Origin of the sequence: Candidatus Frankia nodulisporulans (assembly GCF_902806475.1) — a bacterium.
In the GTDB taxonomy this organism is placed as follows: Bacteria; Actinomycetota; Actinomycetes; order Frankiales; family Frankiaceae; genus Frankia; species Frankia umida.
In genome coordinates, this window is record NZ_CADCWS010000104.1 from 1 (window position 1) to 13,509 (window position 13,509).

A 13,509-nucleotide genomic window follows, 5' to 3' on the forward strand; every position below is an offset into this window, starting at 1 on the left:
GTGGCCGTGGCCGGCACCAGCTCGACGGCGGGAGCGGACAGGGCGCCAGGTTCACTCGGGTCTGTCACGGTCCCCATCCTGGCAGGATGCCTCGCCCTGACGGGCCTCACGCCACGGCAGGTTCTCCCCCCTCGACCGGCCGACCTGGCCGCGACTCCCGAACAGCCATCCGGGCATCGCGCGACCGCGGGTGCGTATCGGTGCGGTGCGTATCGGTGCGGTGCTCGGGAAGCGGGCGGCGGGGAATCGGGCGTCCTGGCCTGCGGCCAGGCGCGGAGGCGGGCATCGTGCATCTGACCGCACCGACCGACCTACCAGGATGGTGAGCACACCCGTGAGCGAGCACATTCACGTCGATGTCGACGACGGTGTCCTGACACTGCGCATCGCCCGTCCCGCCAAGCGCAATGCCCTCACCCAGGAGATGTACGGCGCGCTCGCCGAGGGATTCCTCCGCGCCGAACGCGAGGACACGATCCGGATCATCCGCCTGTGCGGCCAGGACGCGACGTTCACCGCGGGCAACGACCTCGCCGATTTCCTGGCCGGTGGGGCGCTGCGGACCGACGGCCCGACGCTGACGTTCCTGCGCGCGGTCGCGGCCACGACGAAGCTGCTGGTGGCCGAGGTCGACGGCCCGGCGGTCGGCATCGGCATCGGCACGACGGTGTTGCTGCACTGCGACCTAGTGTACGCCAGCGCTCGGGCCGTCTTCGCCCTGCCGTTCGTCCCGCTGGGTGTGGTGCCGGAGTTCGGTTCGAGTCTGCTGCTGCCGCGCCGGGTCGGGCCGGCGGCGGCCGCGCGGTTGCTCTACTTCGGGGAGCCCTTCGACGCGGCCGAGGCGGCCCGGCTGGGCCTGGTCACCGAGGTGCTGCCCGACGCCGACGCGTTGCGGGCCCGGGTCGACGACCGGATCGCGGCCCTGCTCGCCCAGCCGGCCCAGGCACTCGCCGCCACCCGCGCGTTGCTGCATGACTCCGACGGGCCCCAGGTGCTGGCCCGGTTGGAGCAGGAGGCCGTGCAGTTCGCCCGCCAGCTCGCCACACCCGAGACCCGCGCCGCGATCGAGGCCCGGCTGCCGGGACGGGCCAGGCGATGAGGACGACCACATAGGCTGTCGAAACACGCGACGATCAGCGCCGGAACGGCCCGGGTCTGCTCCCGGGACCCTCGGTGCGGTGGGGGGGACACCAGGTGCGGTCGGGGACGGTGGGCCGATGAGCGGCGGTGGCCGATGAGCGAACCGGCGGGGGCGGCCCTGCCCCGCGGGACGGCGGACGAGCCGGGGTTGCGCCAGGCGTTACGTCGGATGCGGTTGATCGCCACCGGCCTGCTCGCCGCGGTGGTGGCGATCTACCTGGTGGCCCAGGCGTGGCACAACCACGGTGGCCCCGCCTGGACGGGCTATGTCGCCGCCGCCGCCGAGGCGGGTGTCGTCGGCGCGCTCGCCGACTGGTTCGCGGTGACCGCCCTGTTTCGTCATCCACTCGGCCTGCCCATCCCGCACACCGCGATCATCCCGCATCGCAAGGACGCCCTCGGGCGTGGCCTGGAGAACTTCGTCAGCACCCATTTCCTGGCGCCGGACGTCGTACGGGACAAGGTCGACGGGATCGGGGTCGCGGCCCGGGTGGGGACGTGGCTGCGGGAACCGGCCCATGCCGAGCGGGTCGCCGCCGAGGCTGCCGGGCGGCTGTCGACGGTGATCGCCGGGACGAACGACGACCTCGTCCGCGAGATCGTCGACCGGGCGGTGGTGCCACGGCTGGTCGAACGGCCCTGGGCGGGCACCCTCGGCGCGATCCTGCAACGCGTGCTGGACGCCCGGATGCACGACCGGCTCGTCGAGCTGATCCTCGCCGAGGTCGAACACTGGCTGCTGCACAACCCCGAGACCTTCAGCCGACTCATCCTGGACCAGGCCCCGGCCTGGACCCCGCAGTGGCTGGACGAGGCCGTCGCGGCCAAGGCGTACGACAAGGCGTTGGAGGCGCTGGCGCAGATCCGGGCCGATCCCGAGCACCGGGTGCGCACGACCCTCGATCGTTTCCTCGCCGATCAGGCCACCCGGCTGCGCACCGACGCGAGCCTGGGCGAGCAGGTGGAGCAGATGAAGCAGCGCTGGCTGGCCCGGCCGGAGGTCGGGCAGGCCGTCGCGATGATCTGGGCGACGACCCGGGCGATCCTGCTCGATCTGATCACCGATCCGGACAGCACCGCCCGGGTGCGGGCCCGGACCGAACTGGCCGCCTTCGGCGCCCGACTGGTCGAGGACCCCGACCTCGCCCGCACCGTCGACCAGGCCGCCGCCGACCTCGCCGCCCGCGCCGTCGCCCGCTACAAGGGGGACATCTCGGCGATCATCGGGGACACGGTGGCCAGCTGGGAGCCCGCCGAGACCTCCCGGCGCATCGAACTGCACGTCGGCCGCGACCTGCAGTTCATCCGGATCAACGGCACGGTCGTCGGCGCGCTGGTGGGTCTGGTCATCCACACCCTCACCCAGCTGCTGCTGTGACGGCCACGATCTGCGACGATCCGCAGGCCTGATCGCCAACCCAGGGTGGGCACAACGACGTGCGAAACCAGCCAGATCCACCCAGCGCGCCGGGTGTGCCGGGTGTGCCGAGCCCCACGCACGCCGGATCTCCCGGATCTCCCGGGCCCCCCGCGACCGGGGAGCACGGTCGGCCGGCCCCGCCCGGCCGTGCTGTGCGACCGGTCACACCAGGCCGGGTAGCCCGTTTCGTCCGTCCCCCACACCGACCTGGCCGGCCCACGGGGGCACGGCCCGTTCGGGTGGTGAACCCCGGTGTCCGCCGCGCGGTTCGCCCCCGTGCGCGGACGTCCGCGCGTCCACCCCGACACCCACCTCCGTGGTCTGATCCGTGGTCTTCCGGGTGGTCTGCTGGACGGCCGCCGGGACGGGGACGGCAACGGGGCCGGCCGGTCGCCATGAGGACCCGCCCGGTCGGGGGGATCGTCCGGGTCACTGTGGGCTGGGCGGCGTTCGCCGGGCTGGTCGCCCTGCTCTGGGTCGGGATGATCAGCCGGATCGGGCACTACGACGTGGCGGTGTTCCTGCGCGCCGGGGCGGCCATCCAGGCCGGTCACAACCCGTATCCGACGCCGGGGACCGCCGCGGTGTACTCCGGCTCGGCCTTCGTCTACCCGTATCTGACCGCGTTGCCGTTCGTCCCGTTGTCGTCGCTTTCCGCCGCCGGTGATCTGTTCGTGGCCGGGTCCGTGCTCGCGGTGCTGGCCGGGGTGCGCCTGGCCGGGGTACGGGACCTGCGCGTCCACGCGCTGGTGCTGGCCGCGTCCACGACGGTCATCGGCCTGCAGATGGGAACGTTCAACGCCCTGTTGTTCGCGGCGCTCGCGCTGGCCTGGCGGGCCCGGGACCGCGCACTGGTCTGTGGCACGGTGGTGGCCCTCGTCATCTACAGCAAGGTCTTCCTGGCACCGCTGCTGGTGTGGCTGCTGCTGGCGCGGCGGTGGCGGGCGGCGGGGGCGGCCGGGGCGGTGCTCGCGGCGCTGATCGGCGTCAGCGCCCTGGTCAGCCCCCTGGGTCTGGTCGACTACGTGGCGCTGTTGGGGCAGCTCGGCCGGGTGGAGGCGCGGGCGGGGATCAGCCTCACCGGGCTGCTCACCGGGGTGGGCCTGTCGATCTCGACGGCCGGCCGGCTCGCGCGGCTGGCCGCGTTGGCGGTGCTGGCCGGCTGCTGGTGGGCGGCGCGGCGCGGCCACGACGAACGGCTCGCCTACACCGGTGGTGTCGTCGCGGCGCTGCTCGCCTCGCCGGTCGTGTGGTGCCATTACCTGCTGTTGCTGGTCGCGCCCCTGCTCGCGCTCAGCCGTCCCGTCACCCCTCACCCACGGGACGGACGAGACCCGGAGGACGGACCGGGCCCGGGGGATGGACCGGGCTCGGAGGGCGGACGGGACACCCGAGGCGGACGGGTTCCTCGGGACCGACGGCCCGTCTCGGCCGGGCCGATCGCCCTGTTCGCGGCCGGCTCCTGGTTGCTGGTCACGCCGCACCGCACCACCGGTACCGATCTGGCCGTGACCGCCGTCATCGGCCTCCCGTTGGTGTTGTCCTGCCTGCTGAGCCCGGGTCCGGACAGGACCTTCGGCGGTCGGCGCAGGCCGATCCGCCCGGACGTGACCCTGGTCGCGTCCCGGACAGTGCGCACCATCACGTTTGGCCTGCTGATCCTCGGTCTGGCCGCCGTGCACGCGGCCGGTGCACGGGCCGCCGGACCGTACGCGGTCTGCGTCGGACTGGGCGTCATCCTGGCCTTCGCGGTCCGTAGTACCGCGACACCCTGGGCTATCCCGACCTCCGGCGGCCTCACCGCGACGCCCACCGAACCGGGCCCCGCCGACCGGGTCAACACGGACGAAGGGCCCCTTCCACACCGGCGGACTGGCGCACCGTGACCGGGCGGACCGCCACCCACGGGTATGCACCGGCTCGTTGCACCCTGCCGACGGGCCCCGCACATCCGATCGCCGAGGTACCGTGAAACACGACGACGGCCGCAGCGGCTGTCCGCGCCCGGCTACATGGTCGGGTGTGCGAGGTCGGTGCGAGCGCCAAAGCGGGATTTTCCCGCCGTTGGGTCCGGTCGCGGAGCCGGCCGTACCCCGGCCGCCGGACGATACAAACGGGCTTGTGCAAACCTTCGCACTTGTCTTATTGATCTCATGGTGGCCCTGACCTGATCGGCGGATCCCTCTGTCTCAGCATGGAAACTCCCAGTCTCTCGCTGCCCACCGCCAGCCGCGCCCGCCCCGGGGCCGTGGCGGGCCCAGCAGTGCCGGTCGCGGTTCCAGCCGCGGCTCCCGGTACGGCGGCGGCTCACGCTTCAGCGGTCCGGCCCGTCCGGCCGCTCCTGCCCTGACCACCCGTGAACCTCGCCCCCCGGCGGAGACCTTCGAGGCCGCTGGTCTGCCCAAGCGGCTGATCAGGGCGCTCGCCGAGCGCAACATCGCCGCACCGTTCGCGGTGCAGGCGGCGACGCTGCCCGACGTGCTGGCCGGAGAGAACGTCCTCGGCCGGGCCCGTACCGGCTCCGGTAAGACGCTGGCCTTCGGCCTGCCGATCCTCGGTCGCCTGGCCGAGGGCGGCCCGGCGACCCCGCGTCGGCCCCGCGCCCTGGTGCTGGTGCCCACCCGCGAGCTCGCCCAGCAGGTCAACGACGCCCTCGAGCCGCTGACCCGCGTACTGAACCTGCGGATGGCCCCCGTCTACGGCGGAACCTCCATCAGCCGGCAGATCTCGGTACTGCGCCGCGGCGTGCACCTGGTCGTGGCCACCCCGGGTCGCCTGACCGACCTCGTCGAGCGAGGCGCCTGCGAGCTCGGTGAGATCGAGATGACCGTCCTCGACGAGGCCGACTTCATGTGCGACCTCGGCTTCCTGCCCGCGGTTCGGGCCCTGCTGGACGCCACCCCCTCCGGCGGGCAGCGGCTGTTGTTCTCCGCGACGCTCGACCGTGAGGTCGAGGTCCTGGTGCGCGACTACCTGCCCGACCCGGTGCTCGTCGCGATCGACTCGGAGACCTCCCAGGTCACCACGCTGGCCCGGCACGCCCTCGAGGCGCCTGACCGGACCGCGCAGGTCGAACTGGTCACGGCGCTGGCCGGTGGCTCCGGGCGGACCCTGGTGTTCGTGCGGACCCAGCGCGACGCCGACCGGATCTCCGAGTCGCTGTGCCGCGCCGGTGTTCCCGCCGAGCCGCTGCACGGTGGGATGCCCCAGGGCGCCCGCACCCGCGCGCTCGCCGGCTTCACCGACGGGTTCTACCGGGTGCTGGTCGCCACCGACGTCGCCGCTCGCGGCATCCACGTCGACGGCATCCGCCTCGTGGTGCACCTCGGCCCGCCCGAGGACGCCAAGACCTACCAGCACCGCGGCGGGCGTACCGCCCGGGCCGGCGCCGACGGCGCCGACGTGCTGGTCACCCTGCCCGCCGAGCGGGGCAAGGTGCGCGGTCTGCTGCGCGCGGTCGGTATCGAGGCCCGCCCGCTTCCGACCAAGCCCGACGACCCGGTGATCCTGGAGCTGGCCGGCCCGCCGGCACCCCGGGTGAGCCCGGACGCGATCCCCAAGGCACGGGCCGCGAGTTCGGCGGCGGCTCGGGGGCCGCGTTTCAGCGGCGCACGCACCGGCGGTTCCGCCGGTGGGCGTGACGGGGAGCACCGCAACGCCCGCCGCGACGGTGGTGGCCACCGCATCGGCGGCCGTCCCGCCTCGGCCCACGGCCGTCCGCAGCGTCGCCCCACCGCCACCGCCACTCAGGCACCGGTCACCCCCAGCGCCTGAGACCCCGCACCTGCTCGTCGCCTGTCGCTCGTCGCCTGGCCCGTCGGACTGTCCTGATCGTGGACGTCTGACGAGGGACGTCCACTGACGTCCAGGGTCAGGCACCCGATGGCGCCGTCGCCCGGATTCCCGTCCGGACGGCGGCGCCATCTTCTTTTTCCGGCCCCGTCCCGCCCGGCCCCGTCCCGCCCGGGGGCGTCGGTCGGCGGGCCGTGACGGGTCGGTGATGGCACCGAAGAAGCGGCCGGGGGCGGATCGCACCGGCTGGCGGGCAGGCGCTTCGACCTGCGCGAACGACGACCCCAGGCGGTCACGGTTCGAATCTGTGGTGTGACCAGCGACACCTGACGTCCTGGGGTGGGCCGTCCCCTGGATACCGTTTTGAGGACAGGTGCCGACATCACTGGAAGGAGCGTGCGCGTGGAGCAACAGCAGTCCTCCCCGCTGACCGCGGGTCTGCCCGGGTCGATCCCGACCGAGCCCGCCATCGATGGGGCCACCGCGGTGGAGACCGACATCCGGGTCGCCCCCGCGTCCCTCGCGAACCCGAAGCGGCTGCGGCTGGGAGCCTCCCCCTCCCTGTGACCCGGCCAGGGCCGGCGACGGTCGGCCGCCGCTCATGCGGCCGACCGCACGACCCTTTCGCACGCGCGGGCACGCCGGGCGTCCTACCGTCAGAGGATGACCAGTACCACGCCGGTGCCACTGAGCGAGTCCGGCCTGCTCGCCGCCCATGCCCCGCTGCGGCCGGACCCGGCCGGACCGGCCGAGGATGGCCACGCCGCCTATCAGGCCCAGCTGGGCGATCCGGTGTACGTCGTCGACTTCGGCGGGCCGGCGGACGGACCGGTGCTGGTGTGTGCGCACGGGCTCGGCGGTTCTTACCACAACTGGCTACGGCTGGCGCCCCTGCTGACCCCCACCTGCCGGGTACTGGCGCTTGATCTCGCCGGGCACGGGCGCACCCCGGCGCAGCGGCCACGGCCGCACGTCGCGGGCAACCAGCGTCTGCTCGACCGGTTTCTCACCGAGGTGCTCGCCGGGCCGGCCGTGCTGGTCGGCAACTCGATGGGCGGAATGATCAGTCTGCGGCAGTCGGTGCTGGCACCCGACACCGTCGCGGGGCTCGTCTTGGTCAATCCGGCGCTGCCGCTGCCCCGCGGCGCCTACCCCGCCCCGACGACACTCGCGTTGTTCGCCGCGCTGTTCGTCCCGCGCCTGGGCACCCGCACGCTGGCCCGCCGCCGGGCCCGGACGACCCCGCTCGCCCTCGTCGAGGAGAGCCTGGCCCGGTTGTGCGGTGATCCGAGTCGGATCCCGGCGCGGACCCTCGAGGTGATGGAACGGGCCCAGCGTGAACGCGGGCTGACGGCCGGGGCCGACGCGGCGTTCGTCACCGCGGCCCGCTCGGTGGTCGCCGCCATGGTCCGCCGGACCCCGCTGACCGGTTATCTGCGCACCGCGGCCGCGCCGACGTTGCTGCTGCACGGCACCGCCGACCGGCTCGTCCCGGTCGCCATGGCCCACGCGGCGGCGCGCAGCCGGCCCGACTGGCGGGTCGAGATCCTGGCCGGCCTCGGCCACATCCCCATGATCGAGGACCCCGACCAGACCGCCACGATCATCCTCGACTGGCTCGCCCACGAGGGGCGTCCCGCCGCCCACGCCGCCCGCCGGCCCGGCGCCGCGCCGGCGGCGGGCCCCCTCAGCCAGGACATCTCCACGTCCGGGAACGTGGCTGCCGGTCAGGCGGTGGACAGCTGAACCCGCGGTCCCCGTCGGACGATCCCGGGGTGGCGCTGCGGGCGGCGCTGCGCGGCGCCACCCGGCACGCCGACGCCTGGCTGGCCAGCCTGGCCCACCGTCCGGTACGGCCCGGTCTGAGCGCCGCCGAGGTGCTCGCCCGCCTCGACGGTCCGTTCCCGGCGGCGCCCAGTGATCCGGTGGCGGTCATCGACGCGCTGGTCGAGGCGGTCGGCGGCGGGCTGACGGCCACCGGCTCGCCGCGGTTCTTCGGCTATGTCGTCGGCGGCACCCTGCCCGCGGCCCTCGCCGCCGACCTGCTGGCCGTCGTCTGGGATCAGAACGCGGCGCTCGCCTCGCTGTCCCCGGCGGCCAGCGCCGTCGAACAGATCGCCGGACGGTGGGTGAGGCAGGCACTCGGGCTGCCCGCGACGGCCTCGGTCGGATTCACCACCGGCACGCAGATGGCCCATGTGACGGCGCTGGCCGCCGCCCGCCACCGGGTGCTCGCCGAGGTCGGCTGGGACGTCGGCGCCGATGGCCTCACCGGCGCCCCGCCGGTGAGGGTGCTCGCCGGCGCCGACCGGCACACCACCGTCGACGCGGCGCTGCGCCTGCTCGGCTTCGGCAGCCGCGGGATACACACCGTCGCCGGCGACGGCCGGGGCCGAATGTGCCCGGACGCCCTGCGCGCCACCCTCGCCGCCACCGACACCCAGACCGGCACCGACACCCTGACCGGCGGCACCGGCGGCGCCCGGCGGGTGCCGACGATCGTCATCGCGCAGGCCGGGGAGATCAACACCGGTGCCGTCGATCCGCTCGGGCAGATCTGCGCGCTCGGGCACGCGCACGGCGCCTGGGTGCATGTCGACGGCGCGTTCGGGCTGTGGGCGGCGACGTCCGGCTCGGCACACCGCCGCGCGCTGGTCGAGGGCGCCGCGGACGCCGACTCGTGGGCGACCGACGGCCACAAGTGGCTCAACGTGCCCTATGACTGTGGGATCGCGATCGTCGCCGACCGGGCGGCGCACCGCCGGGCGATGGTGGCGCCGGCCGACTACTTCCCGCCCGATCCCAGCGGCGCGCTGGACCCGGTCGACTGGACCCCGGAGTTCAGCCGCCGGGCCCGGACCTTCGCCGTCTACGCCGCGCTGCGCTCCCTGGGCCAGGACGGCCTGCGGGACCTGGTCGACCGCTGCTGTGAGCTCGCCGGGCACGCCGCCAGCCGGCTCGCCGGGCTGCCCGGGGTCCGGGTCCTCAACGCGACGCCGGGACCCGCCGGGCACGGGGTCGTCGTACCGCTCAACCAGGTGCTGCTGCGCGTCGAGGCGCCGGGCGGCGAGGGCGACCGGCTGACCCGTGCCGTCACGGCGGCGGTGACCGCGGGCGGGGACGCCTACCTGACCGGGACGGTGTGGCAGGGACGCGCGGCCATGCGACTGTCGGTGAGCAACTGGTCGACCACGCGGGCCGAGGTGGACCTGGCCGTGGACGTGATCGCCGCCGCGGTCGGTGCCGCCCGCCGCTGACCACCTATTCCCGCAGGTGGGAATGTGGTGATGCGATTCCCGCCACCGTGTGGAGACGCTCGCTTCGGGGGACTATTGCGCCGGAGGCGTTGGCTGCGCCATGCCCCACAGACGGCGGACGCGAGCTGGAGGGTGCGCGTGACGACCAACTGCGAACCGGTGGAAGCCGAGACGTCGAACCGGCCACGGCGGCCCGACGGGCAGCCGTGGCCGGCGGGGACCTGGCCACCGCCGGTCACCGACGCCGCCAGAACGTTGCTGGGGGCGCTGCTCGGCGACACACCGCCGGTGCGGGTGCGGTTGTGGGACGGCTCGACGCTCGGCCCGGACAGCGCGACCCGGATCGTGGTGCGCTCGCCGGAGGCACTGCGCCGGGTGTTGTTGCGGCCGGGGCAACTCGGGTTCGCCCGGGCGTTCGTCGCCGGCGACCTCGACGTCGAGGGGGACATCTTCGCGGCGCTCGCCGTGCGGGAGGCGATCGACACCGCGCCGGCGCGGCTGCGCGGCGACCTGTCGGCCACGGCGCCGGCCGCGCTCGCCCTGCTGCGGGCCCTCGGTCCCCGTCCGCCGGCCCTGCCCGCCGAGGAGGCACGGCTGCGGGGACGGCGCCACAGCACCCGCCGCGACGCGGCCGCCATCTCCCACCACTACGACGTGTCCAACGACTTCTACCGGCTCGTGCTCGGCCCGACGATGGTCTACTCGTGCGCGGTGTGGGAGACACCGGAGCACACCCTCGACACGGCCCTGGACCGGGCCCAGACCGAGAAGCTCGCGCTGGTCTGCCGCAAGCTGGGGCTGCGTCCCGGTGAGCGGCTGCTCGACGTCGGCTGTGGCTGGGGCAGCCTGCTGCTGCACGCCGCCCGCCACCACGGGGTGCGCGGGGTGGGGGTGACGATCTCGCTCGAGCAGGCGGCGCTGGCCCGCGCACGGATCGCCGAGGCCGGCCTGGCCGACGCCATCGAGATCCGGTTGCAGGACTACCGGGAGATCCCCGACGGCCCGTTCGACGCGATCAGCTCGATCGGCATGGTCGAACATGTCGGCCGGGCGATGCTGCCGACGTACTTCGACAGCCTGTACGGGCTGCTCCGGCCCGGTGGTCGGCTGCTCAACCACGGCATCTCGTTTCCCGGTGATCCGGCGGGCGCGCACCGCGGCCGACCCCAACTCGGACCGATCCCGCTGCCGGTCGGCCCCGACTTCCTGCGCCGCTACGTCTTCCCGGACGGCGAACTGCACGAGATCGGCCTGCTGACCACGTTGACGCAGGCCGCCGGCTTCGAGGTGCGCCACGTCGAGAACCTGCGTGAACACTACGGTCTGACGCTGCGTGCCTGGGTCCGCCGGCTGGAGGAGAACTGGGACGCCGCGGTCGCCCTGGTCGGCCCGGGCCGGGCCCGGGTGTGGCGGCTGTACATGGCGGGTTCCGCGCTCAGCTTCGAATCCGGCCAGTCCCAGATCCACCAGACCCTGGCCGTACGGCCCGACCACGGCCGCTCCGGCCAGCCCCTGCGTCCCCGCTACGACTCCCCCACCCTGCACTGACCGGCGCCCCACGCCGGCCCACCACGTAGGCCGTCTCCGCCGGCTCTCCAGGGGCCGGCGTGGGGCGCCGGTCAGTGCAGGGTGGGGAAGGTGCGGTCGTCCTTCTCGCCGGTCTCGAGGAGGTTCGCGGCCCGACCGACGATGAGCGGGTCGGGGATGCCGACGATGGACTCGTCCTTGCCGGTGTAGTCGAAGCGGTGCAGCACGTGGCGCATCGCCTCGAGGCGGGCGCGCTTCTTGTCGTTGCTCTTCACCACCGTCCACGGCGCTTCGGTCGTGTCGGTGTAGAAGAACATCGCCTCCTTGGCGTCGGTGTAGTCGTCCCAGCGGTCGAGGGAGGCGAGGTCCATCGGGCTGAGCTTCCACTGCCGCACCGGGTCGATCTGGCGGACGATGAACCGGGTCTGCTGCTCCCGGCGCGACACCGAGAACCACAGCTTGATGACGGTGATGCCACTGCGGGTCCACATCCGCTCAAGCTCGGGGGCCTGGCGCAGGAACTCGCGGTACTCCCCGGGTGAGCAGAACCCCATCACCCGTTCCACCCCGGCCCGGTTGTACCAGGAGCGGTCGAACAGGACGATCTCGCCGGCGGCCGGCAGATGCTGGACGTAGCGCTGGAAGTACCAGGAGTCCTTCTCCCGGGGGGAGGGCTTCTCCAAGGCCACCACCCGGGCGCCGCGCGGGTTGAGATGCTCGGTGAACCGCTTGATCGTCCCGCCCTTGCCGGCGGCGTCGCGGCCCTCGAAGGCGAGCACCAGGCGCTGGCCGGTCTCCTTCACCCAGTACTGCAGCTTCAGCAGTTCGATCTGCAGCAGCCGCTTGGCGCGCTCGTAGTCGGCCCGCGCAAGGCGCTCGTCATAGGGGTAGTTCTCCCGCCAGGTGTCGACCGGGGTGCCGTCCGGACGCAGCAGGATCGCCTCGTCGTCGTCCTCGTCGCGTACGCGCAGCCCGGCCAGGCTCGCGGCCTGGGCGCCGACCTGCTCGGCGAGACCGGCCGCACCCAGCCAGCCGTGCAGCCCGTTCCCCACGGCGCCGTACGTCAGGGGGGCCACCTGGTCGTCGGCGCCCTTGGGGATGACCCGTTCGACCTCGGTCACACTGGCCTCCCTCTCGTGCGTACGCACGTATGTGCAAGCCTGACCGGCCAACCGTACGGATCCGGTCAGGCCGTCAGTTGACGGGCGGACGAACGCCAGATGACACGAAGGTGGGGCCCTTCAGCCCTGGTCGGGAAGCACACCGACCGTCTGGCGCCCTGTCGGGAACCCGACAGCCCGCCGCGCGCGACGGGGGTTGAGTGCGCGCCGGCGGCAGGCTACTGCGATCATCCTTCGGATGAAGTACCCGGACGACCCTCTCGTCAACCATCAGACAGTCACGAGAAGGCCCAAAATTATCTACGGATTGTGATTGTTGCCTGTGGGGATGCGGGCATCGGTGGCGCTACGACACAATTCTTCCGGCCCGACTGTCGCGCCACCGCCCGAGCTTGGGCGCCCGCAGGAGAGGAACAGGTGTGCTGACCCCCCCCTGACGTCGGACGATCCGCAGCGGATCGGCCCGTACCGGCTGGCGAACCGTATCGGGGCCGGTGGGATGGGCGTGGTCTACCTCGGGTTCGGCGCGGATGGCGGCCCGGCCGCGGTGAAGGTTCCCACCGGTGGGCTCGCCGACGATCCGGAGTTCCGCGCCCGGTTCCGCCAGGAGGTCGCGGCGGCCCGGCGGGTCCGCGGCAGCACGGTGGCGGCCGTCCTCGACGCCAATCTCACCGGTGAACGTCCGTGGATGGCCACCGAGTACGTCGAGGGTCGCAGCCTCGCCGACGCGGTGGCCACCCGTGGGCCGTTGGACGAGCGGCTGCTCCAGGGCCTCGCGATCGGCCTGGCCGACGCGCTGGTGGCCATCCACGAGGCCGGCGTCGTGCACCGCGACCTCAAGCCCGCGAACATCCTGATGGCCCGGGACGGCCCGAAGGTCATCGACTTCGGCATCGCCCGGGCGTCGGACAGTACCAGCCACACCCGCACCGGCATGCTGATCGGCACCCTGGTCTGGATGGCCCCGGAACAGCTGCGTGGTGAACGGGCCGACGCCGCCGCCGACATCTTCGCCTGGGGGGCGTGTGTGGCGTTCGCGGCCGCCGGCCGTCCACCGTTTCGTGGTGAACGGGCCGAGGCCATCGGCATGCAGATCCTGACCGCCGAACCCGACCTGACCGGCCTGCCCGCCGCCCTGGCCGGGCCCGTGCGTGACGCGCTCGCGAAGGAACCCGCCGCGCGCCCGAGCGCCGCGGACCTGCTGGCCCGGCTGCTGGGCCGGGACCTGCGCTCGGCTGCGGCCTCCGACGAG

At 73.7% G+C, this 13,509-nt stretch carries 10 protein-coding genes; 9 read left to right on the forward strand and 1 reads right to left on the reverse strand.

Going from position 1 to position 13,509, the window contains the following annotated elements; genetic code table 11:
• Positions 1–334: 334 nt before the first annotated feature.
• The 8 genes from G6R24_RS11470 to G6R24_RS11500 all read left to right on the forward strand — a co-directional run bounded on the left by G6R24_RS11470 (position 335) and on the right by G6R24_RS11500 (position 11,157).
• A complete protein-coding gene (locus G6R24_RS11470; protein WP_225438403.1) occupies positions 335–1,099 on the forward strand; it encodes an enoyl-CoA hydratase-related protein in 765 nt (254 codons plus the stop codon).
• Between the two features lie 135 nt (positions 1,100–1,234).
• Positions 1,235–2,518 (forward strand): DUF445 domain-containing protein, encoded by a 1,284-nt coding sequence (locus G6R24_RS11475; protein ID WP_163549243.1) that lies wholly within the window; start codon positions 1,235–1,237, stop codon positions 2,516–2,518.
• 437 nt (positions 2,519–2,955) lie between these two features.
• Entirely contained in the window at positions 2,956–4,446 is a 1,491-nt protein-coding gene (locus G6R24_RS11480; protein WP_163549244.1) for a glycosyltransferase 87 family protein, read from the forward strand.
• A 568-nt stretch (positions 4,447–5,014) separates the two neighbouring features.
• Entirely contained in the window at positions 5,015–6,334 is a 1,320-nt protein-coding gene (locus G6R24_RS11485) for a DEAD/DEAH box helicase (RefSeq protein WP_163549245.1), read from the forward strand.
• Between the two features lie 420 nt (positions 6,335–6,754).
• Positions 6,755–6,919, forward strand: a complete 165-nt coding sequence (locus G6R24_RS21645) for a hypothetical protein (protein ID WP_175087740.1) — start codon at positions 6,755–6,757, stop codon at positions 6,917–6,919.
• A gap of 96 nt (positions 6,920–7,015) precedes the next feature.
• Positions 7,016–8,098 (forward strand): alpha/beta fold hydrolase, encoded by a 1,083-nt coding sequence (locus G6R24_RS11490; protein WP_163549246.1) that lies wholly within the window; start codon positions 7,016–7,018, stop codon positions 8,096–8,098.
• Between the two features lie 29 nt (positions 8,099–8,127).
• On the forward strand, positions 8,128–9,609 hold the full coding sequence (locus G6R24_RS11495; protein WP_175084286.1) for a pyridoxal phosphate-dependent decarboxylase family protein: 1,482 nt from the start codon (positions 8,128–8,130) through the stop codon (positions 9,607–9,609).
• A 138-nt stretch (positions 9,610–9,747) separates the two neighbouring features.
• Positions 9,748–11,157 (forward strand): class I SAM-dependent methyltransferase, encoded by a 1,410-nt coding sequence (locus G6R24_RS11500; protein ID WP_420840660.1) that lies wholly within the window; start codon positions 9,748–9,750, stop codon positions 11,155–11,157.
• A gap of 71 nt (positions 11,158–11,228) precedes the next feature.
• On the opposite strand, the gene ppk2 is transcribed toward G6R24_RS11500, so the two are convergent.
• A complete protein-coding gene (gene ppk2 / locus G6R24_RS11505; RefSeq protein ID WP_163549247.1) occupies positions 11,229–12,257 on the reverse strand; it encodes a polyphosphate kinase 2 in 1,029 nt (342 codons plus the stop codon).
• A gap of 433 nt (positions 12,258–12,690) precedes the next feature.
• Between ppk2 and G6R24_RS11510 the strand changes: the two genes are divergently transcribed.
• Positions 12,691–13,509, forward strand: an 819-nt coding sequence (locus tag G6R24_RS11510; protein WP_263864051.1) for a serine/threonine-protein kinase, incomplete at its 3' end; no start/stop codon positions are given.

What these genes read in the sequence shown, in the direction of transcription:
- G6R24_RS11475 (WP_163549243.1), top strand. Translation starts at nt 1,235, where the DNA reads ATGAGCGAACCGGCGGGGGCGGCCCTGCCCCGCGGGACGGCGGACGAG.
- G6R24_RS11480 (WP_163549244.1), top strand. Translation starts at nt 2,956, where the DNA reads ATGAGGACCCGCCCGGTCGGGGGGATCGTCCGGGTCACTGTGGGCTGG.
- G6R24_RS11490 (WP_163549246.1), top strand. Translation starts at nt 7,016, where the DNA reads ATGACCAGTACCACGCCGGTGCCACTGAGCGAGTCCGGCCTGCTCGCC.